Here is a 21,372-nt window from a genome sequence, read left to right as displayed (position 1 = left end):
CCCTTGCTCTTACTTTCTGTCATAAGAGCTGCTCGTCATTTGAGTAGAATAACGACACATCATTCCTCGTTTCGCGAGCAGGTGCTTGCCAGAACGAACAAAATCTAATCTCGAAACGTCAATAGGCCCTAGTCTTTGAAGGGCATAGGTTGATTCAAAAATCGGTGGTTTAAAAGATCTTGCGTGGAAATATTTTTGCGCCTTAGTTGCGATTATGTCTGCGAGAACGTAAGGTTAAAGACGAGGGCGGAGTAACGCCCTGTCCCATCGTCTGGCTGGAGTCTCTCAATGACAACGACAACCACATATGCCGCAAAAATTGAAGATCGCAGCTTAGGCCATTTGCTTTACGCCTTAATGTCAGGCTTCCCGCTGTTACTGCTGCCGGTGTTGTTGAGTCTATTTATCAACTTGTCTCAACGACATACGCAAGGTAATGCCTTGCTGGCATCACATCTACGCTGGCAACGTCACTCCAATGTGATATTTCTTGGTCTGTTAGTATTGGGCTATTGTCTGCCCATCACTTGGCTCAGTCTTTCGATTTATCTCTTTGGTATTATTTGGTTTTGCCATCGGATTATTAAAGGCTGGTTAAGTCTGTTGGATGGTTTAGAAGTCTAAAACTTGTGCTAGAGTCTCTTCATCTTAGGGTGATTAGAGACTCTTATGACTAGTTATCAAATTCTCTGTATTCTCTGTGCGTTAGCCTTAGTCACGTCTGTGGCATCCTCGCGTTTACATAAGCTGCAAGAAACCGTCGCCATTACCGCATTGGCGTTGGGCATGAGCCTGTTGCTTTTACTGGGGGGTAAAGCGCTTGGCGGCCATGTTTATGGTTACTTTGTGGCGGGGTTGGAGAAGCTCGACTTTCAGGCGCTATTGCTCAATGGCATGTTAGGATTTCTCTTATTTGCCGGGGCATTGCAGATCCGCTTAAAAATCTTAAGGCATCAGAAATGGGAAATTCTCATTCTTGCCTTTGTCAGTACCTTGCTCTCGACTTTTATCGTCGGTGGTTTGCTTTATTACATCGCTCCCATGCTGGGATTACCCTTGGCCTTAAGCCATTGCTTGCTCTTTGGTGCCTTGATTTCACCCACAGATCCGATTGCCGTGTTAGCCATTCTGAAGAAGATGGCGCGCCCGAAGATATTGCTATTCAGGTAGAAGGGGAGTCGCTCTTTAACGATGGCATAGGGCTGGTGATTTTTGTGGCCATCTCCCATCTGGCTTTTTCTACTGAGCCACTGACCTTTTCGCAAATCTCGCTATTGTTTGTCCAAGAAGCGCTCGGGGGCGTCGTTTATGGCGCGGTGCTCGGCGTATTGTTGCACCATTTCTTTCGCTACTGTGAGGAAGAAACCCAGTTGATGCTGGTCACTTTGCTGATCCCGACGGCGGGTTATGTCATCGCCGAAGTGTTAGGGGTATCGGGGCCTCTGGCGATGGTGAGTGCGGGGATGATTATCGGTAACTACAGTGTGCCTAAGTATTTTGTGCGCCATGAGCGGGTAAAGCTCTACACTTTTTGGTCGCTGATTGAATCCTTCTTTAATGCGCTGCTGTTCCTTCTGCTGGGATTATTACTCTTGCTCGTCACCTTTAAGGCGCCATTATGGTGGTTTATGTTAGTGGCTATTCCTCTGGTATTGATGGCGCGGGCGGTGAGTGTATTTTTGCCCTATATCGGATTTAGGTTGGTGAAGTCTTACAATCCCTATGCCGAGTCGATACTTATCTGGGGTGGGCTCAGAGGCGGTTTAGCCTTAGCTATGGCGATGAGTTTACCCGAGGGCGTTATTATCGATTCACAAAGCGGTGTCGAGCTGCGTGAGCTACTGCTCGTGATGACCTATGCTGTGGTGGTATTTTCAATCCTAGTGCAGGGCTCGAGTATGACGGGGTTAATTCGTCGCAGTAATGCGGTGGCAACAGAGGCTAATCATCAGATTGCACCTGAGCGGACCTAGGTTAGCTGGATTTAACCTTTAGGGTAAAACCAAACCCTAAGCGCTAAATCTACAGTCCTAAATACACAGCTATAAATCCTAAGTTCTAAACAAAACAGCCACGATATTCGTGGCTGTATATGTTCCTCAGTATCGTTATACGCTCAAATTAACGATACAACTCCCTCACGACTTCGGCCATCAATGCTAATGAATCATTTGCTTTATCTTCTTCGAGGGGGCAATTCAGCACTAGGCCATCGGCTTTCAGCTGTTTAATCCCTTGAGTTTGCAGTGGCAGCGCATCTTCGCTGATGGCATAACAAGGGTTAATCACTATGGGGAGATGACTATTGGCCTTAATTTGGATAAGGCTTGCTAAATCCAAGGTGGGTAAGTTGGCATTGTTATAGGTACGAATGCCAGAGTCACATAGGATAAGCTGTTGGTTACCTTGACTTAAAATCGTTTCCGTTGCCGCCATAAACTCCTCATAACTTGCCATATCGTTACGTTCGAGGAATAGCGGGATCGGCAAGGTTCCTGCCTGAGTCAGCAAAGCCTGATTAAACATTTGTTTGCCCGTTAAGAACAGCATGTCGGCATTATCAGTCGCCAATGGCATATTCGTCGCCTGTTCGATGGCGATAACACAAAGCAAATCATACTGATGCAGGGTTTGGCGCAGCTTAGGGATGATAGCTTCGGCCGAGGCGAGTGAGTGGCATCCGTCTAAAATTACCGCTTGAAACCCCGCTTCTTTTAGCTGTTTTACTCTGCGCTCAAAGGCGGATAAGGCGGCCTGTGACGACTCTTGCTGCAGCAGGCTTTTGCTCAGCGTGATCTTGGCAATCGCACCAATATGGCCAGCGCCAATGGTAAAGGGGCCGCAGTGAATTTCACTCGCCTGCGCCTTGTACGCCCTACTGAAGCGATAGGGCGACGGTTCAAGGCTTACCGTGCTTATCACCTCAGCTTTTGAGGTGTTCGGCTCTATGAGTAATTGGCTATTACTGAGTTGTGTCGGTTTGACGGTTTCGCAGGGGTAACATCCTAATACTTTGATAAACCGCGTGATCCTCTCGAGCTGCTTTAGCCCTTGCTGCATGGCTTCGCTGGAGATATTGGCATCGATATCCAGATAGAACATTTCTTCCCACGGCGTACCAGGAATAGGGCGAGATTCGAGTTTGCTCATATTCAGTTGATGCGCTTTAAGTACCAATAGGGCTTCTACCAACGCCCCCGCCTTTTGGCCAGTGGCCATGATCAGGGTGGTTTTAGCGGGCAATTGCTCGGGTACGGCTACGGCTTTTCGAGCCACCACGATAAAGCGGCTCTGGTTAATCTTTTGATTGGCAAGGCCTGACTCAATCGACTCGAGTTGGTACAGCGCGCCACCTTCGGTGCTACCAATCGCAGCGGCACTATTGTCGGCAGATTGATTGACCTTCTCCATCGCTTCGGCGCTGCTTGAGCAATATTCCAGTCTTAAGTCCTTGTGCTGGCTCAGATAACGGCTGCACTGACTAATTGGCTGCGGATGGGCATAAACAGTTTTGATATCGCTCAGTTTGCTGCCCGGTTTACCCAACAGGCAATGGCTGACTTCGATAGTCGTCTCGCCTACGATGGACAGACTCGTATGTTGCAGCACATCATATACTTCGTTGATTGAGCCAGACGAAGTATTTTCAATCGGCAAAAAGCCATAGTCGGCGTGGCCTGACTCAACGGCTTGGACAATCTCATCGAAACTTTGGCAGCCTAAGTCGAGCATCTCAACCTGACGACGTTGGCAATAGCGAGAGGCGGCTAAGTAAGAGTAGGAGCCGCGGGCGCCAAGGTAAGCAATACAGTACTGCTGTTTTTGGGTTTCTGGATTAGCGCGGCCGTGGAGATAAGCCTGTTGATTAAGGACTGAGTCTTCGATAATGCTTTGATACAGTGAGATCACGTAATGGGCATCTAAGCCTTTTTCTCGACCAGCTGTGACTAATCTTGCCAGCAGTTCTTTTTCCCTTTGGGTGTCGCGAATGGGTCTCACATCCACTTCTTTACTGCGGGCCACTTCAAGGCTTAGGCGTCGACGTTCGGCGAGTAACGAGAGAAGCTCATTGTCGAGGTGAGTAATTTGTTCTCGCGTTTGATTTAAAGGCTGTGGTTTTTGCATTCTGACCTCATTTGCCACCGTATTATCGAGCGTTTAAGACGAAAAAGCCTCCCAGTGGGAGGCTTTGGATTTTTACTTTCGTTTTTACACAGTAAATCCGCCTCCTAGAGTGGGGGTGTAAAAAAGAAAGTAAAAAAAGCTGCGGTATTTGTTTTCATAGGGAGTAAAACTAAAGGGCGAGGGCGTGGCTGTCAATCAAAAATTATTCAATCGCGATTTTCTTTCATCTTCGCGTTGCTAGGCTGCAATTATGCCTGAGCCAATCGTCATTTCGCCTTCGAGCCAAATAAAAAAGGCGAAGAAATTCTTCGCCTTTTCAGTGTTGTTAGCGATTATTCGCCTAATTCTACGCCAGCACGATTGATCAGGAACTGAGTCAGAATGGGCACAGGGCGACCAGTTGAACCTTTATTCGCGCCGCTGTTCCAGGCAGTACCCGCCACATCTAAGTGAGCCCAGTTGTACTTCTTGGCGAAACGAGACAGGAAACAAGCCGCGGTAATCGCGCCCGCTGGACGACCACCTAAGTTGGTCATGTCGGCAAATGGGCTATCGAGCATATCCTGGTATTCATCCCACAGTGGCATGCGCCATGCGCGGTCACCACTCTGCTCACCTGCATTGAGTAGCTCGTGTGCCAGAGGGTTGTGTGATGAGAACAGGCCTGAGGCATGTTTGCCTAAGGCAATCACACAGGCGCCTGTCAGTGTTGCCGTGTCGATAACCAGCTCTGGGTCGAAACGCTCAACATAGGTTAATACGTCACACAGTACCAGACGGCCTTCTGCGTCGGTGTTGAGGACTTCAACGGTCTGACCTGACATTGTGGTTAAAATGTCACCTGGGCGGTAAGCATTGCCCGATGGCATGTTTTCACAGCCCGCGAGAATACCAACGACGTTGACTGGCAGCTTCATCTCACAGATGGCTTTCATGGTGCCGATAACACCAGCTGCGCCGCCCATGTCGTATTTCATTTCGTCCATGGCTTCGCCTGGTTTTAATGAAATACCACCGGAGTCGAAGGTTAAGCCTTTACCAATCAATACGATAGGTTTCTCAGTGCTGTCAACGGCACCCTTGTATTCCATTACTGTCATAATGGATTCATTGGCACTGGCACGGCCGACGGCAAGGTAAGAGTTCATGCCGAGTTTTGCCATTTGCTCTTCGCCCACAGTCGTGACATGCAGGTTTTCGTGAACTTCGGCCAATTGGCGAGCTTGAGAGGCTAAATAGGCTGGATTACAGATATTTGGCGGCATGTTAGCCACATCGCGACATAAATGCATACCGGCAGAAACGGCCATGCCGTGCTCAATCGCACGCTCACCTAAAGTCAGTTCGCGGCGAGTTGGGACATTAAATACTAACTTGCGTAGCGGACGACGGGTCTCACCTTTACGGGTTTTAAGCGCATCGAAGCTATATAAACTGCTATTGGTCGTTTCAACCGCTTGGCGAACTTTCCAATAGGTATCGCGACCTTTTACGTGTAACTCGGTCAAGAAGCACACGGCTTCCATTGAACCTGTTTCATTTAAGGTGTTGATGGTTTTAGTGATGATCTGCTTGTACTGGCGTTCGTCTAGTTCTCGTTCTTTGCCGCAACCGACTAACAGCACTCGTTCACTCAATACGTTAGGAACGTGGTGCAGTAATAACATTTGGCCTGGCTTACCTTCTAAATCGCCGCGACGCAGTAGATTACTGATATAACCTTCGCTAATCTTGTCTAATTGCTCGGCGATGCCGGATAGACGGCGGGGTTCATAAACACCGACAACGATGCAGGCTGAGCGTTGTTTTTCGGGGCTACCGCTCTTTACGCTAAACTCCATGAGCACTCCTAGATTCTTAAAGACAAATTTTTATATTTATTGGATAATGTCTGCTTGTCCCGAAAAGGGCCTAAGTTATTACTCCAAAGGTGATTTATTCTCGGCACTTGAGTCACGTTTTTGTGAAAAATCCGTGACATTTATTGTTTGCCAGGAACCCCTGAAGCTGGTCAGAAAACTATCAAAAGTAAACAGTTTACATGAAAGTTAGTCTGTTACCAGCAAAAAGATAAGTTTAGAGACCGGATCCTACCTGTGATTGTATTTAGATACCTTATTCGAGAAGTTTTAAAGGCGCAAATTGCAGTACTTTTCGTACTGTTAACTATTTTTATTAGCCAGCATTTCGTGCGCATATTGGCCGACGCCTCAGACGGTGAATTTCCTGCTTCTCTTATCGCCACCTTGATAGGCCTCAACTTACCCTATCTTGTTGTTCTCGTTTTACCTTTAAGTTTGTTCCTTGGGATCCTCATGGCCCACGGCCGCATGTATGCCGAGAATGAAATGGTCATTCTCCACGGTGTTGGCGTAAGTGAATGGTATGTTACCCGAGTAACTTTGATCCTCGCCGTTATCAACATGTTGTTTACTGGCTATTTATCCCTCTATGTCGCGCCTTGGGCCGAGGAGCAGCAAAACCAAGTGCTCGAGAAAGCTCAATCCGAGGCGGGCCTTGCTGCATTAGTGCAGGGGCGTTTTCAGGCGAGTCCTAACGGCCGTGCAGTGCTGTTTGTCGAGCGTATCGGCAAGGATAACGATCTGGATAAAGTGTTTGTGGCTCAGTTGCCAGACCCAAATGACGAAATTGGTTTAACCAACGTGGTCGTGGCTAAGAGCGGACGGGTACTGGAAGATCAGAATGGCTCGCAGCAGTTACAGCTCAATGATGGGGTGCGCTATCAGGGCAGCCCACAACAGAAAGACTACCAAATGATTGAATTTGGTGGTTATAAAATGCAAATCAAAGAGCAACAGGTCGATGAGCGTCGTCGTAAACTCTCTGCCTTACCGCTGACGGAATTGATGAAAGTTGAAGGGCCTGAAGCCGTGGCCGAGTTCCATTGGCGTTTAGCGATTCCGTTGGCGATTCCTATCATGACACTCATTGCCGTACCGCTGGCGAGAGTCAATGTACGCCAGGGTAAGTTTGCCAAAATGCTCCCCGCAGTACTGTTATATCTTGGCTACTTTGGCCTGATGGTCGCGGGGCGTAAAGCGTTGCAGGATGGGGTGATCCCACAGTATTTAGGCATGTGGTGGATCCATTTGTCGGCACTCATTATGGGGATTTTACTCCTCGGTAAAGACAGACCCTTATTTGCTCGTTTATCGACGGCAATGGCGCGTAAAAAGGTGGCCGCATGAAGATTTTAGACCTTTATATCGCCAGAGTTTTATTAAGCACTTCGGCGCTGTGTTTGCTAGTGCTGACGGGCTTGTCGGGCATCATCAAGTGGGTTGACCAGCTGCGTTTAGTTGGTCGAGGTTCCTACTCCATGATGGATGCGGGCATTTATGTGTTATTTCTCGTGCCTCGCGATATTGAAATGTTTTTTCCGATGGCGGTGCTGTTAGGCGCGCTGATCGGCATGGGGATGCTGGCCTCGAACTCTGAGCTGGTGGTGATGCAAGCCTCGGGGATGTCGCGGTTGCAAATCACCTTATCTGCGATGAAAACCGCAGTGCCATTGATGTTGATGGTGATGGCATTGGGAGAGTGGGGCGCGCCAGTGGCCGAGCAAAAGGCCAATGAACTCCAAGCCATTAAACTCTCCGGCGGCAGTTTGATTAAATCCCACCGAGGCATTTGGGCAAAGGATGGTGATTTGTTCGTGAATATTGGTGAAGTCGCCGATATTGATAAGCTGAATAATATTACTTTGTATAAGTTTAACAGTGAGTTAAAGCTTACGAATGTTGTGCATGCCAAGAGTGCCTTGTTCAGTAAGGACAGCTGGCATCTTATGGATGTAAAGCGTACCGACCTAAGCTACGACGAAGTGAAGCTCGAACACTTAGATGAAGATATTTGGCGCTCAAGTCTCACGCCCGACAAGCTTAGCGTCGTATCGGTCAAGCCCGAGGCTTTATCGATTCGCGGCTTAATGGGGTACTTAGATTACCTTAAAAATAACAGCCAAGACCCAAGCCGTTACGAATTAGCCCTGTGGCGCAAGGTGATGCAGCCTGTGACGGTCGGGGTGATGATGCTGGTGGCCTTATCCTTTGTGTTTGGCCCGCTGCGGACCGTGACTATGGGGGCGCGGGTGTTGCTCGGTGTGGTGGCAGGGTTTAGCTTCTATATCAGTAACGAGATCTTTGGCCCCATGAGTATGGTATATGAGTTGCCGGCCTACGTGGGGGCCATTGCGCCGAGTCTGTTGTTTACAGGCATAGCCTTCTACTTTATCCGGCGGTGATAAAACGCGGGTAATAAAAAACGACGCCATATGGCGTCGTTTTTTATTGGGGCAAGGTTAGCTCAGTCACGGTTGTGAGGCTTAGGTGCTAGCTTTAAGCGCCACGCTTTATGCACCATGCCAATTGCGCATTTGGTTGGCTTCCTTGGATAACACAACCACTTCTGAGCGGGTCATCATATCCTGTAGTGCGAGTTTATCGTCGTTGATCAGCACCCACAGATTACCAATGCCGAGTAATGACCAGACGATGCGTGCATAGGCGGTGATAAGGCTTAGGTTTTGGCCATTAGGATGTTGGATCTTAAGGCGCCAAGCGCGCATCCCGAGGGTTTGACCGCCCTTACTCCAAAAAAGCGCATAAAAAGTACCTACGCAGAGCACTAACCAGAGTTGATAAATTCCATGGTATATCGGTATCCCATTGAGGGCGTCGGACACATGTTCAAAGCCATTCATGCTAATCAGGCCGGAGGATGTGAGTCCGAAGAAAATACCAAAGCCGATGGCGCCAGCAAACATATACACGGCTACAGCGAGCAGCAGGTCATAGATCATTGCCCCTAAGCGGCGGAAGAATCCTGCACGGGGGAAGTTAGCATGTTCAGCATTTAACATCTGCAATCCTAATTCTAAATGGATAAATGACGATAAGGCTTAGGCCTCGGGTTCTTCATCGCGTACAAAGTGGATATTGCTAAACCCAAAGCGCGCAAACTCGACCTTACGATAGTCTTTTTCGGCCTTGGCACCTTTGCGTGAGGTCATGGCAATTTGTTGTTCCATCGCGAGAAACTTGGTTAAGTCTATGCCTTCGGCTTCGGCCACGGCTTCGTATAAATCGCGGTGTTTATCATAACTAAAGGCGATGGTTTTCGTCTCACCTTTGAAGGTGTAAGTCACTTGACGCGCCATGGTTCTCTCCTGAAAAAGTCCTGAAATAAGTCTGGAATTAGTTAAATTCGCTTCTAAAAATAAAATACACCGCACCGAGGATACACAGGCCAGCCCAGAGATAGTCGAGTTTGAGCGGTTCCTTCATGTAGAAATAGGCGAAGGGCACAAACAAGCTTAAGGTGATGACTTCCTGCAGGATTTTTAATTGGCCGACATTCATCACTGTGTAGCCGATGCGGTTAGCGGGCACTTGCAGTAGGTATTCAAATAAGGCGATGCCCCAACTGACTAAGGCGGCAATAATCCAAGGCTTTGAGCCTAGGGATTTTAAATGCCCATACCATGCAAAGGTCATAAAAATATTGCTAAGACAGAGTAAACCAATAGTCGTTAGGGTGGGGTTCATCATTCTTCTCGATGATTAAGCTTATAAATCATATACATTGCATCGTCGGTATAGCTGCCAAGGCATTTCTCAATGGCTTTAGGTTTAAAGCCCATTTTACGCCAGTAGCTATCGGCACCTTGTACCGCGACCAGGGAGAGGGAGCTTAAGTTAAAGCGATCCGCGAGTTGCTTTAAGCGCATTAGGGCTTTGGAGCCTGCGCCTAAACCTTGGGCCTTTACCGAGATGGCAATATCGTGCAGATACAAGGTATCGGCTTTAGGTAACTCAGTGATGGGCTCATACAGTGCGGGAGGCATATTGGTGGTCCAAGGATGGGCGAGGCAATAGCCCACCACCGCCTCATTCACCTCAAACACAAAGCAGGATTGAGGTGAGACGTGCCACTTGCTTTGCAATACATGCAGGGGTTCAGGATCCAGTTGGGAGTAACATTCTTCCTGGATCTGTAAAATAGCATCCCAATCCTCTGGGGTGATTGCACGCAGTAACATGGTCGACCTTTTTCCGTCCAAAACAGTGTGAATAAATAAGTTGGGGATTATATACCCAAATCGCAGCAAAAGCTTTGAAACTCGGCAGTGCTGCGATTATCTAGACTGCTTACCACGCTTAGCCCAAATAACGTTGCTTCAAATGTTTAGCAAGATATTGGCTATTGAGCGGTTCGCCAGTGGCTTGAATGATGAGCTCATCCGTTGTCAGTAATGATCCTTTGGACCAAATGTGGCTGCCAAGCCAGTCAAATACTTGGGATAACTGCCCATTATCGATGAGGTTTTCAATCGGGCCTAAGTTTCGCTCCAGCGCAAAACGGCATTGGGCGGCATACATGGCGCCTAAGGTATAACTTGGGAAATATCCCAATTCACCCACGGCCCAATGGATATCCTGCATACAACCATCGCGATAGTTACCATCGGTATTGATCCCAAGCAGTTGTTGCATCTGGCTTGACCAAAAATCGGGAAGGTCATCCACACTCAGGCTACCGTCGATAAAGGCTTTTTCGGCTTCAAAGCGCAATAGAATGTGGCAAGGGTAAGTGACTTCATCGGCATCGACACGGATAAGCCCGGGATTGACTCGGGTATAGTGTCTTGCTAAGTCTTGGGCGCTGAACTCGCAGCCCAAATGCTGTTTAATCAGTGGTTGCAGTTGGCGTAAAAACGCGGGATTGGCACCGAGCTGCATTTCACAAAATAAGCTTTGGCTCTCATGGACGCCCATGGAGCGAGCCAATCCTGCGGGCTGACCACGCCATGGTTTCGGTAAGCCCTGTTCATAACGGGCGTGACCAGTTTCATGCACTATGCCCATGATAGCGCTGCTAAAATCGGCTTCATTATAACGCGTCGTGATGCGCACATCGCTAGGCACTCCACCACAAAATGGGTGGCTGCTGATATCGAGCCTGCCATGGTTAAAATCAAACCCTAAATAGGCCATCACGGCTTGGCCAAGGGCTTGCTGGGCCTTGATTTCGAAGGGGCCATTAAGGGTAAGCTTGGGTTCACTGGCTTGTTTTGCCAGCACATCTTGAATAAGAGAGGGTAACCAAGTTTTTAAGTCGCCAAAGGTTTGTTCGAGCTTTGCCGTGCTCATGCCGGGCTCAAATTTATCGAGCAGGGCATCGTAGGGGGAAATGTTAAGCGCCTGCGCGCGAATTAAGGCTTCTTCCCTCGCGAGGGAGATCACTGCTTTTAGATTCGGTTTAAAACCTTGCCAATCATTGTTTTTGCGTTGCTCGCGCCACGCATTCTCACACTGGTAGGCCATTTTGGTTTTGGCCTGTACTAGCTCGCCGGGTACTAAGGTCGCCTGTTGATACTGATATTGCATTTCCCTCAGATTGGCCTGTTGCTCTGGGCTCAGCGCCTCTTGTGAGGCTCGAGCGAGGTTATCGCCAAGCTCTGGGGCCGTTTTAAGGCTATGGATATGTAATGCCAGTTCTGCCATCGCATCACCACGTTCACTGCCGCCACCGAGGGGCATCATGGCGGCCTGATCCCAATCACCAAGCGCACTAAAATGTTCAAAATGTGAAATTTTCTGGAAATGCGCCGTGAGTTTGTCGTAACTTGGCGTAGGTTCTTTGGTGTTCATAGCGGTATCCATAGACTCAATCTTAAGGTGCTGTCGTTATCTATTAGCACGAAAAAATAACAATAACAGGATGATAATATCATGCAGCCAAAATCACATCACACTAAAACCCTTAAAGCCATGACCATAGCGCTGTTGGTCGGGTTATCCAGTGCCGCCCATGCCGGAGCCGACAGCTTTGCGCCTGGAACCGCCATCCCCGAGTTTGGCCAAGTGGCTAAGGTCGAAAGTACTCTTGCTATCCCCGCTGGGATGAAGTTTAAGGTGGCATTTGATATGAGTAAGGCGGCCGATGTCGGCCAAGTGAATCGTCAGCTCGATAGCCTTGCCCGTTTTATCAATATGCACGTGGCTGCTGGCGTGAAAGAAAGCGATATTGAGCTAGCGATGGTGGTGCATGGCAGTGCCGTTGGCGATTTAGCCGACGATAGTTTTTATGCCAAGCAGCATAACGGGGCGCCAAACCCCAATAAAGCCTTAGTGAAAACCTTAGTAGCCCATGGGGTAAAATTTTATATCTGTGGTCAGAGCGCCGCTTATTTTGACTTACACAACGCCTCTTTGTTACCGGGTGTCGATATGGCCCTGTCCGCGATGACGGCCCATGCGATTCTAGCGCAGCAGGGATTTAGTCAAAATCCGTTTTAGGGTAAATTTTTGTTTGGAAACTAGGCTCGCCTTGCTATTCTGTCACTCGTAAGTTGATAATTACAGTGAAATAAATGGAATGCTGTATCGTTCAAGGAGATGACTATGTGGGCGTTTTTAGTTGAACAGCCTAACCTACCTTACACTATTGCCTTCGCCTGCGTGCTTGTCCTTGGTGTGTTTGAAGCCTTAGCCCTAGTGATAGGGTTAAGCATGATGAGTGCGCTCGACCAATGGGTACCCGCCGATGTGGATTATGATGCCGAGATTGGCGGTACTGGCCTGACGGGGATTGCGGGCTGGTTGTGTCTAAATCGATTACCCTTACTTATCTGGTTTGTGCTGGCACTGACCAGCTTTGCGATTGTCGGTTATATTGCAAATTACCTGAGCCTGCTTTTCACGGGCGTCTTGTTACCCCAACTCTTTACCTTACCAATTGCCGTGGTTGGTAGTGCGTTTGCCTGTCGCTATCTCGGGCGGATCTTGGCCGATCTGCTCCCTAAGAATGAGTCAACCGCCATATCCCTTGATGATTTAAGCGGTTATGTCGGCACTATCACCTTAGGCTGTGCCATGAAGGGCATGCCATCGGAAGCCGTGGTGCGCGATAAACATCAACAAAAACATTATGTATTAGTCGAACCCGAAACCTCGGGTATCGAGTTTGCCAGCGGCACGCAAGTGGTGCTGCTAAAACGAGAAGGAAGAGTCTGGTCTGCGACTCGCTTTGATAATTAATTTTCCAAAGCCATTAACGAAAAAGGAAAGCAAATGGATGTGTTAAACGATGTAACCAGTTCGAGCAACTTCGTGTTGTTAGTTGCCGGAATGGTATTGATTGGCCTGATTGTGATTGGTCTGATTTTCGCCAAGTTATATAAACGTGCGACGAAGGAAATGGCCTTTGTACGTACGGGTTTTGGTGGTGAAAAAATTATTAAGGACGGCGGCGCAATCGTCTTACCCGTGCTGCATGAAACCATCGCAGTAAATATGAATACCCTGCGTATCGAAGTGGAGAAAACCCAAAAAGATGCGCTGATCACTAAGGATAGAATGCGCGTCGATGTGAAGGCCGACTTCTATCTGCGTGTGGCGCCCAATGCTGAAGGCATTTCAATGGCGGCACAAACCTTAGGTACCCGTACCACGCGTGTGGAAGAGCTGAAAAAGCTGATGGAATCTAAGTTTGTTGACGTGTTACGTGCGGTCGCGGCGGAAATGACCATGACAGAAATGCACGAGCAGCGCGCCGATTTTGTGCAGCGGGTACAGAATAACGTCGCCAACGATCTCGAGAAAAACGGGCTAGAACTCGAATCCGTTTCGTTAACGGGTTTTGACCAGACTGATCTGCAATTCTTTAATGAAAATAACGCATTCGACGCCGAAGGTCGTGCGCGTTTAGCCAAGATCATCGAAGAAAAACGTAAAGAGACCAACGATATTCAGCAGGAAAACCGCATCAAGATCGAGCAGCGTAACCTAGAGGCTGAAAAAGAATCGCTGGAGATTGAAAAGGCCGAAGAAGAAGCGCGTCTGGTGCAGCAGCAGTCACTCGAATTTAAGCGTGCCGAGCAGAAAGCGGAAATTATTAAGCAAAAAGAAAACAAGTCCCGTGAAGAACGTGAAGCTGAGATTGCCAAAGAGCGCGCAATCGAAACTGCTCAAATCGAAAAGACTAAAGACATCGAAACCCGCGAGATTGAAAAGCGCAAATCTATCGAACAGGCCCGTATTCAACAGCAACGTGATATCGAAGTTGCCGAGCAGGAAAAACACATCGCGGTAGCCGCGAAGTCGGAAGAAGAGTCTGCCGCCCGTGCCCGCGCCGCCGAAGCGGAAAAAACCAAGGTAGAGAAAGAAGAAGCGGTTATTACGGTGCGCCAAGTGGCTGAGGCGAATCGTCGTAAAGAGATTGAAGTCATCGATGCGCGCAAAGAAGCGGAGCGCGATGCGGTAGGCGTGACAGTACAAGCCGAGGCGGAAAAACGTGCCGCCGAAGACAGATCGAGCGCAATTCTGATTGAAGCTCGCGCCAGTGCCGATGCCAAGAAACTGCAAGCCGAGGCCGACGAGAAGGTCTATGCCGTTGAAGCGGCGGGTAAACAAGCTCTGTATGAAGCCGAAAACGTGCTGCGTGATGAGCAGATTGCGCTGCAAAAATCCCTCGCTATCTTAAAAGCACTGCCTGAGATTGTCGCGCAGGCGGTTAAACCGCTGGAAAACATTGAAGGCATTAAAATTCTTCAAGGTTATGGCGCCGGTAATCAACTGGCATCGGGAGCCGATGGCGCAGTTGCACATCAAGGCGGTATCGCCGAGCAAGTCACAAGCGCCGCGTTAAACTACCGCGCCAATGCGCCAGTGGTGGATGCCATGCTGCGAGAGTTAGGCTTAGTGCAATCTGAGTCTGGCACCTTAAATGACTTACTCAATGGCAATAATGCCTTAACCACCGAAGCCTTGAATGTCGTGAAGTCGGCCAATAGCGGATTAAATGGTTATAGCCAGCAACATACAGTGGTAGAGCCAAAGATAAGTAATTGATATTAACGGTTTAGATTAAAGCGCCTGCGGGCGCTTTTTTTATGCCTGAAACCTCAGTGCCAATTTGTAGTATTCCACTATTACCCTAAATTTAATGGTCGGAGTAGAGTGAAATCCGATGTTGCGTTTTCCCTTATCGAATAAAAGGAGTTTCTCATGGCCAATATTTTGATCATCGCCGGTGATTTTGTTGAAGATTATGAGTTAATGGTGCCGTTCCAAGCCCTCCAAATGGTGGGGCACAGCGTAACGGTTGTCTGCCCTGATAAAGTGGCGGGACAAACCATTAAAACGGCAATCCATGACTTTGAAGGCGACCAAACCTATACCGAAAAACCAGGGCACTTATTTGCCCTAAATGGCAACTTTGTCGGTACCAACGCCAGTGATTTTGATGCGCTGCTGCTTCCCGGTGGCCGTGCACCTGAGTATTTACGCCTAAACCCTACGGTGATTGCCTTGGTGGCGGAATTTGCCGCCCAAGATAAACCCATTGCCGCCATTTGCCATGGCGCGCAGTTACTGACGGCGGCCGATGTGGTACGCGGTAAGAAAGTGTCAGCCTATCCAGCTTGCGCGCCCGAAGTGAAACAAGCGGGCGCCGAGTACTGTGATATTGAAGTGACGGCGGCAATCACCGATGGCAAGTTAGTCACTGCGCCCGCATGGCCTGCGCATCCTGCATGGTTGGCGCAGTTTAACAAGTTACTGAATTAACGATATTCATCTAGCATTATTTATGGCATAACAGTTCAGGTAGAGGCTTAAGTTGAGTATTTGCTAAGGGCTTAAGCAAGACGCAATGGCTAGAGCTAAGCGCAATAGCTGCTTGGGGAGTAATATTGTGTGTGAAATCTATTCCGGTGCCGAACCCGAACTGTTTGAACTCAAAACCCGCTCCATTCGAATCGATGGGGTCGTGACGAGCGTGCGGCTCGAGGCGATTTTTTGGCAGATTATTGAAGAGATTGCCGAAGATGCTGAGCTGAGTGTGGCGGTGTTTTTAACCCGTATTTACCGTGAAGTGTTAACTCGGCAGGGCGAAGTGGCTAACTTTGCCTCTTTGCTGCGGGTTGCCTGCACCACCCATCTGAATCAGGGGCAGCGTTTGGTGTTAAAACCTAAGGTTGCGCTAAACGCGGCATCCTCTTAACTATCCATTTCATCTTTGCTATTTGAAAAAGACAAAGCTTGCCGCGTTATTGCAGAGCCATTTTCTGGTGAGCACTTGGAAACATGCGCTTTTATCGGTTTAGCTGGCAAAGGCTTGGGTGTATTTCTGGATAATCTGTTCCACTTTTCCATCGGCTTTTAGCTGTGCTATCGCGTGATTGAGTGCTGGCAGTAGATCGGCATGCTCCTTACGTAGCCTTAACACCAATACGCCATCGGAATGCACCGTGGCCAATCCAACGGGGATCTTAAGCTTGTTCGACCAATATAAGGCGGGATAGTTACCTGCGATAATGGCCGTGATGCGGTGTTTATCCAATGCCTTAATCAGCTCTTGCTCCGAGGTAAAATCGACACGGATAAACTCTTTGTCGTCGTGGTACAAATATCCCCTGACGGTACCGATTTGTTTGCCTTTAATTTCAGCGACTTCCTTAAAGGATTCGACATTCTCGGGTCTGGTCACTACGTATTCTGTGATGGGCATAATGGGATCGGATTTAACGAACGAGGGGCCAAAGTCTTGATCCGCAAACCAACTTGGGCTGACCACATCAAAGTCTAACTGGCCGGTTTCAAGGGCGTTGTTCGTCCGTTTCGGTGGCAAGGACAGGTTTTCGCCCTCGATATTGGCTAAGGATAAAATCAGTGGGATTAACTCAGACACCATGCCAGGGGCTTCGGGTTGGTTAGCAATAAAATAGGGATACCAAGAATAGGAGCCGGTGATGTTGTACTTGAGTAATTGGGCAAAGGAGGGGGGAGTAAATAATAGAAGTAATAACACGGCGTGCGCTCGCCAACGATAGAAAATACTTCCTTTACCCATCTTGTCCTTCACTCCTTGGTTGAACGAGCTTCGTGGTGACTGCGCTACATCTTACCTAGCCATTGTGAAAAATTTGTTATCCGTAGCGCAGTTTCCCTATTCAAGCAGCTTTTTAGGCTTAAGCCAAGAGTTGGCACAAGGCCGGCAGCTGATTTTGCGGGTAAATTTGATAGGTTTTATGGTGCTTAATCAGGCTGGTCTTTTTATTGCCTTGGCTTATCAGCAAACCATGGGAGAGGGCGATTTGAGTCAACAGCTGCTCATCGGCGCGAACATACAAGTTGATCGGCTTGATGAGCTGATTATCTTGGATGTGTTGAGTAAACTCTTTTACATCAATTACTAAGCTCGATTGGCCATCGGCATCCAGCTTGAGTTTGGTGTTAATTTCGGTGTCAGTAAACACTAGCCATTCGAGCTGAGTTAACTCGGCAATCATAGCGTTTAATGCTGTACCTAACTCCACGTGCGAGTTTTCAACGCTCAGATATTGATGAACAATTCTTTCCAATAACCGCTTAAGTTCGGCGCCAGCACCTTGGCTGCGCGCCATACGGATCCAAGCCGTGAGATCGTCGGCCACCAGTTTCGAGAAACGCTTTTCTTTGAGCGCCTCAACCATCCAGTTACACAGAAAATGACTCTCCTGCGCAGGCGTGCGTTGGGCTTTTTTAGCTTGGGCTGAGGCGGTTAAATCGGCAAGACCCGCGCGGGCGAGTTCGAGTACGGCTTGGTTATAGGTTTGAGAATTCATTGTGGCTCCGCCGCGGGCTAAAGGATTGATCTAATGGAACGTGTCGTATCGATTGCGGCCAAGCTAGTTTAGCAAAGCAGCCGCTAAATCGATAACGATTCTTAGCGGCTGTTTGGACAGGGGATGGATTATTCTGGTGCTCCGACGAGGCTGGCGGCCGTCAGAATCAACTTAGGTGCGGGTCTCACCTTATAGTTGGGATTCACATATTGGAAATGGATTAATCCTTGAGTGTCAGCGATATAAATTGCCGGAACAGGCAGAACTAAGCGCTTATCGCCTTCGGGCGTTGTCCACAGTGGCTTATCCAGTTTTAAGCGACTCAAATAAGTATCAGTGACTTGTTTGCTAGTGTAAAAGGCAAGACCAAAGGCTTGCGATGCCTGCATTTTTTCATCGGAAAGTAGCTGGTATTTAAGCTCGTTTTTTGCGGCCGATGCCTTTAACTGTGCGGGCGTATCAGGGGAAATCCCCACCAGTTGAAAGCCCATGTCGATTAGTTTAGGTTCAATGGCTTTTAGTTGCCCCATTTGGTTGTTGCAAAACGGGCACCAGCCGCCACGGTAAAAGAAGAAAATGGTTGGTTTTTGTGCGATTAATTTTGCTAAATCAACGCTTTGGCCATTCATATCTTGCAAAGTAATTGCGGGGATTTGCTCGCCATTGAGCAGTGGGCTAACCGAATATTCATCCTTAGCAATAGGTTGAGCTAGCGTGGTAACACTACCAAGCAGTAGGCTGGTGGTGAGTAAAAAACGCTGTAGTAGGGACGGCATAAGTAATCTCTCTGTGTTATGGGTTATTCTATCAATTCAAGCGATTGGCTCTGGTTTGTACGCTTGTTGGTCCGTGAATGGGGTTGACAGTTATAAGAACGGCGAATGCAGCAATTTATTACAGTGTGTATCCAGATTTTGTGGAGTGTTTAAAGCAATGATGCTTAATCACCCAAGAGCTCGTTTTAATCTCATATGAGTCAATGGTGTGAGCCGATAATGTGGGCTAATTGAGTGAGCTAATGGAGTCAGCAGCTCGAGTGAGCTAAGGTGGGGCGCCGAACGCGAAAGTGGTAATATTGCCACAGCCTTGAAAGGCAGAAGTAATATTTGGTAATTTTTTCAATAGGAAAGCCGTAAATGGATAAGGGATTATTTAACGCATTAAAGAAAGTCTATGTTAAAAAGTCGTACCGCAAAGACGAGCATGGTTATCAACAAAGAATCGATAATGGCGATGTGTTTGATGTCGATACGGGAACTTATATCTACTCCTATCAAGGCCTAACTGATGCCGAAATCGCATTGATTGAACAGAGTGGCTATCCGGTCAACGACAGGGTTAACCTGAGCCATGATGATGTGGTGCTCGGTTATAAAGCGATACTAAAGCAGCCGAATCTTTCCCTCGAAAATGTACTTGCGGCCTATTTATGTGGTTTTTCAAGCTTCCCTCGCGGTCGTCAACCCATTCTCAGCTATCTGTTTGCGAAGGCGCTACCAGAACATTCGATGGCAACCGATAGTGACATTTGTCCTGTGTGTTCCATCAAGCGCGTTAACTGGATTGAGCAGGGGCAAAAAATCTTTTCCTGTTACGCTGGCAGTGTGTGGAACGAGCGCTGGGCGCACAACCTTATAGAATTACAAGAATTTTGTACGCTATCGCCTTGTAAACCCAGTGTAGAGGATGTGGCCATCTTCAGTGCGTTAATTGAAGCTATCCGTCAGGCTCCTTTAGATGAAACACCCGGAAAACTCGAGCAAAGGGTGAAGAAAGCCAAGATTATCCCCAAATTTAATCAGTACAGTTTCCGTGGCCAACTGATGGTGTTAGCTGAGCTTGGCATTATGCCAAATTCCTATGTTACGCCGCTTTATGAAGCATTTACGCCATTTGAGGCGATCTGCAATATCAAATACCCCGGCAGTATTCGCTCTGACATCATCTTACCGCTTGCGGGCTGGCGCGGCGAAAACCCCATTGATGAGCACAGGCTTAAACAGATATTTGGCCTGTTTATATCCTAGAGCCTGAGCCATGTTGGGTGTTAAGCACTCGGTTGGAGTTGAGTTGTCAATTGAGCAACTTATTCAATCTTGTGGTCGAGCATAAATGGCTTTAGGATGAGTCACGAGTCCTATGTGCTCATATTTGTTGGCATCTTTATCGGTAGAACACTGCACTATTGATGTTGAACGATGAGTTTGGGTTTTTGGCTATTTTCAATCTATACAAGGAGTTGTTGATGAAAAAAGTACTGTTATCCCTCACCGCAATCATGACGAGCCAAGTTGTTTTTGCACAATCTATTTCGGATAAAAATGCACAGGATGCATTTATTTATGGTTATTCCATAGATGAAGCCTATAAGTTTTTCTACGAAACAGCAGTTAAAACCGATACTCCGCTAAATCGTTTCCAAAATATTCGCCATATTGCCGATGATACTTACACCGCGCATCCCACAATCAACAACGATACCCTGCACTTAATGGGATGGTTGGATGTGGCGACCGAACCTGTGATCGTAAGCGTGCCCGATATGGATAAAGGACGCTATTGGATCCTCCATACGATGGATATGGGCCATTACACAACCTCTATGATTGGTTCTCGTCTGAGGGGAAATGAAGGTGGGCGCTTTATGTTTGCAGCCCGCTCATGGAAGGGGGATGTCCCCGCGAGTGTAGACGAAGTGATTTATGTGGATTCGAATCTGATCAAGCTGATGGGGCGTATTATGGCCGTTGGCAAAGAGGATGAGAAAATCGCGTTAAATTATATGGATGATTGGAATATCCGTACTTTGTCTGCCTATCTTGGTGTGGCAGGTCCTAAACCTAAGGTGCGTACCTACCTCGATCCAGAGAAGACTAATTGGTTGCAAAGGGTCAATTATATGCTCTGCGATGGTGATATGGGGACTGCAGATAAGCAATGGTTGGCCCAGTTTAAGGATATTGGTCTGGCCCCTTGTAAGGAAGACTTCACGGCCGCCCAAATTGCTGCCGCTAAGGTCGGCGAAAAGTTAGGTATGAAACACATTATTGATTTAGCGCCTAAAATGACCAATGCGGGTAAGTTATTAGGTACTCGTGAGCAGTTGAGTGATGGTGCTCGTGACCTTTTCGCCGAAGGCACTTATCTTGGTCAGTGGGGATTGCCACCCGATGAGTCCGTTTATCTGAAGGAGGAAAAGGGCGATGACGGTAAATCTCTCAATGGTTCAAATGGCAAAAAATACGTGATGCATTTTAAAGCACCAGAGGTGAGTCAATTCTGGTCATTTACGGTTTATGGTTCAGATAACCGCTTGATGGCACACAACGCAATTAATCGTCATAGCCGTGGTGATCGCAACCTTAAACCCGATGCCAATGGTATGTATACCATTGAACTGAGTGCTAAGGGGGATGAGAGTAACAGTAATTGGTTGCCTATCCCGGAGAAGGACGCTTACATCATTATGCGGATGTACGGCCCGAATAAAGACATCCAAGAGGGAAAATATCCGTTCCCTAAAATTCAAGTTGTTAAGTAATTTTAAGCCCATTGTTGGCTCAATAAAAAAGCGTCCCTTGGGACGCTTTTTTGCTTTTTATGACTAGACACTTTGG

Annotated in this window: 20 protein-coding genes, 1 pseudogene and 1 other annotated feature; of the genes and pseudogenes, 11 read left to right on the top strand and 10 right to left on the bottom strand. The window is 47.9% G+C overall.

Annotated elements, in window-relative coordinates:
* The first annotated feature begins 288 nt into the window (after nt 1-288).
* Both N5E87_RS15275 and N5E87_RS15270 read left to right on the top strand, forming a co-directional pair.
* Complete coding sequence (locus N5E87_RS15275; protein WP_011623581.1) at nt 289-624, top strand: hypothetical protein; 336 nt, start codon at nt 289-291, stop codon at nt 622-624.
* Between the two features lie 45 nt (nt 625-669).
* Nucleotides 670-1,973 (top strand): annotated as a pseudogene (locus N5E87_RS15270) (sodium:proton antiporter).
* 148 nt (nt 1,974-2,121) lie between these two features.
* On the opposite strand, the gene N5E87_RS15265 reads toward N5E87_RS15270, so the two are convergent.
* Entirely contained in the window at nt 2,122-4,125 is a 2,004-nt protein-coding gene (locus tag N5E87_RS15265) for a chorismate mutase (protein ID WP_086903312.1), read from the bottom strand.
* Between the two features lie 37 nt (nt 4,126-4,162).
* Nucleotides 4,163-4,281: a sequence feature (Phe leader region), on the bottom strand.
* A 176-nt stretch (nt 4,282-4,457) separates the two neighbouring features.
* On the bottom strand, nt 4,458-5,966 hold the full coding sequence (gene pepA, locus N5E87_RS15260) for a leucyl aminopeptidase (RefSeq protein ID WP_086903313.1): 1,509 nt from the start codon (nt 5,964-5,966) through the stop codon (nt 4,458-4,460).
* A gap of 255 nt (nt 5,967-6,221) precedes the next feature.
* Here pepA and lptF point away from each other — a divergent pair, with 255 nt between their 5' ends.
* Together lptF and lptG are read left to right on the top strand one after the other, a co-directional pair.
* Nucleotides 6,222-7,334 carry an LPS export ABC transporter permease LptF gene (gene lptF, locus N5E87_RS15255; protein ID WP_086903314.1) on the top strand — a complete coding sequence of 371 codons (1,113 nt, stop codon included), beginning with the start codon at nt 6,222-6,224 and terminating at the stop codon, nt 7,332-7,334.
* A complete protein-coding gene (gene lptG, locus N5E87_RS15250; RefSeq protein ID WP_086903315.1) occupies nt 7,331-8,389 on the top strand; it encodes an LPS export ABC transporter permease LptG in 1,059 nt (352 codons plus the stop codon). Before lptF ends, lptG begins: the two co-directional genes overlap by 4 nt.
* A 108-nt stretch (nt 8,390-8,497) precedes the next feature.
* On the opposite strand, the gene N5E87_RS15245 is transcribed toward lptG, so the two are convergent.
* From N5E87_RS15245 to N5E87_RS15225, 5 genes are all read right to left on the bottom strand, one after another.
* Entirely contained in the window at nt 8,498-9,007 is a 510-nt protein-coding gene (locus N5E87_RS15245; protein WP_086903316.1) for an RDD family protein, read from the bottom strand.
* Between the two features lie 39 nt (nt 9,008-9,046).
* On the bottom strand, nt 9,047-9,304 hold the full coding sequence (locus N5E87_RS15240) for a DUF2960 domain-containing protein (RefSeq protein ID WP_011626864.1): 258 nt from the start codon (nt 9,302-9,304) through the stop codon (nt 9,047-9,049).
* A gap of 37 nt (nt 9,305-9,341) precedes the next feature.
* Nucleotides 9,342-9,692, bottom strand: coding sequence for a DMT family protein (locus N5E87_RS15235; RefSeq protein WP_037415674.1), 351 nt, complete (start codon nt 9,690-9,692; stop codon nt 9,342-9,344).
* A complete protein-coding gene (locus N5E87_RS15230; protein ID WP_086903317.1) occupies nt 9,692-10,186 on the bottom strand; it encodes a GNAT family N-acetyltransferase in 495 nt (164 codons plus the stop codon). The genes N5E87_RS15235 and N5E87_RS15230 overlap by 1 nt, the downstream gene beginning before the upstream one ends.
* Nucleotides 10,187-10,304: 118 nt before the next feature.
* Entirely contained in the window at nt 10,305-11,810 is a 1,506-nt protein-coding gene (locus tag N5E87_RS15225) for a carboxypeptidase M32 (protein ID WP_176370318.1), read from the bottom strand.
* Nucleotides 11,811-11,879: 69 nt separating this feature from the next.
* On the opposite strand from N5E87_RS15225, the gene N5E87_RS15220 reads away from it, so the two are divergent.
* The 5 genes from N5E87_RS15220 (at nt 11,880) to N5E87_RS15200 (ending at nt 16,152) form a co-directional block, all read left to right on the top strand.
* Nucleotides 11,880-12,446 (top strand): DsrE family protein, encoded by a 567-nt coding sequence (locus N5E87_RS15220; RefSeq protein WP_086903319.1) that lies wholly within the window; start codon nt 11,880-11,882, stop codon nt 12,444-12,446.
* A 105-nt stretch (nt 12,447-12,551) separates the two neighbouring features.
* Nucleotides 12,552-13,187, top strand: a complete 636-nt coding sequence (locus N5E87_RS15215; protein WP_011717852.1) for a YqiJ family protein — start codon at nt 12,552-12,554, stop codon at nt 13,185-13,187.
* A gap of 33 nt (nt 13,188-13,220) precedes the next feature.
* Nucleotides 13,221-14,999 carry a flotillin domain-containing protein gene (locus tag N5E87_RS15210; RefSeq protein ID WP_218558488.1) on the top strand — a complete coding sequence of 593 codons (1,779 nt, stop codon included), beginning with the start codon at nt 13,221-13,223 and terminating at the stop codon, nt 14,997-14,999.
* Between the two features lie 156 nt (nt 15,000-15,155).
* On the top strand, nt 15,156-15,716 hold the full coding sequence (locus N5E87_RS15205; protein WP_086903321.1) for a DJ-1/PfpI family protein: 561 nt from the start codon (nt 15,156-15,158) through the stop codon (nt 15,714-15,716).
* Between the two features lie 127 nt (nt 15,717-15,843).
* Complete coding sequence (locus tag N5E87_RS15200) at nt 15,844-16,152, top strand: ribbon-helix-helix domain-containing protein (RefSeq protein ID WP_086903349.1); 309 nt, start codon at nt 15,844-15,846, stop codon at nt 16,150-16,152.
* 99 nt (nt 16,153-16,251) lie between these two features.
* On the opposite strand, the gene N5E87_RS15195 is transcribed toward N5E87_RS15200, so the two are convergent.
* From N5E87_RS15195 to N5E87_RS15185, 3 genes are all read right to left on the bottom strand, one after another.
* Nucleotides 16,252-17,001 carry a transporter substrate-binding domain-containing protein gene (locus tag N5E87_RS15195; RefSeq protein WP_086903322.1) on the bottom strand — a complete coding sequence of 250 codons (750 nt, stop codon included), beginning with the start codon at nt 16,999-17,001 and terminating at the stop codon, nt 16,252-16,254.
* A 118-nt stretch (nt 17,002-17,119) separates the two neighbouring features.
* On the bottom strand, nt 17,120-17,755 hold the full coding sequence (locus N5E87_RS15190; RefSeq protein WP_086903323.1) for a DUF2913 family protein: 636 nt from the start codon (nt 17,753-17,755) through the stop codon (nt 17,120-17,122).
* A gap of 128 nt (nt 17,756-17,883) precedes the next feature.
* Nucleotides 17,884-18,531: a peroxiredoxin-like family protein gene (locus N5E87_RS15185; RefSeq protein ID WP_086903324.1), complete on the bottom strand. Its 648-nt coding sequence runs from the start codon at nt 18,529-18,531 to the stop codon at nt 17,884-17,886.
* A gap of 360 nt (nt 18,532-18,891) precedes the next feature.
* Between N5E87_RS15185 and N5E87_RS15180 the strand changes: the two genes are divergently transcribed.
* Nucleotides 18,892-19,782: a hypothetical protein gene (locus N5E87_RS15180; RefSeq protein ID WP_086903325.1), complete on the top strand. Its 891-nt coding sequence runs from the start codon at nt 18,892-18,894 to the stop codon at nt 19,780-19,782.
* 218 nt (nt 19,783-20,000) lie between these two features.
* Complete coding sequence (locus N5E87_RS15175; RefSeq protein WP_086903326.1) at nt 20,001-21,296, top strand: DUF1254 domain-containing protein; 1,296 nt, start codon at nt 20,001-20,003, stop codon at nt 21,294-21,296.
* Nucleotides 21,297-21,372 lie beyond the last annotated feature (76 nt).

The sequence above is a fragment of the Shewanella sp. GD03713 genome, from assembly GCF_029843705.1.
Lineage (GTDB): Bacteria > Pseudomonadota > Gammaproteobacteria > Enterobacterales > Shewanellaceae > Shewanella.
The sequence above is the reverse complement of the archived record's forward strand: the minus strand, read 5'-3'. Positions and strand labels throughout refer to the sequence as shown.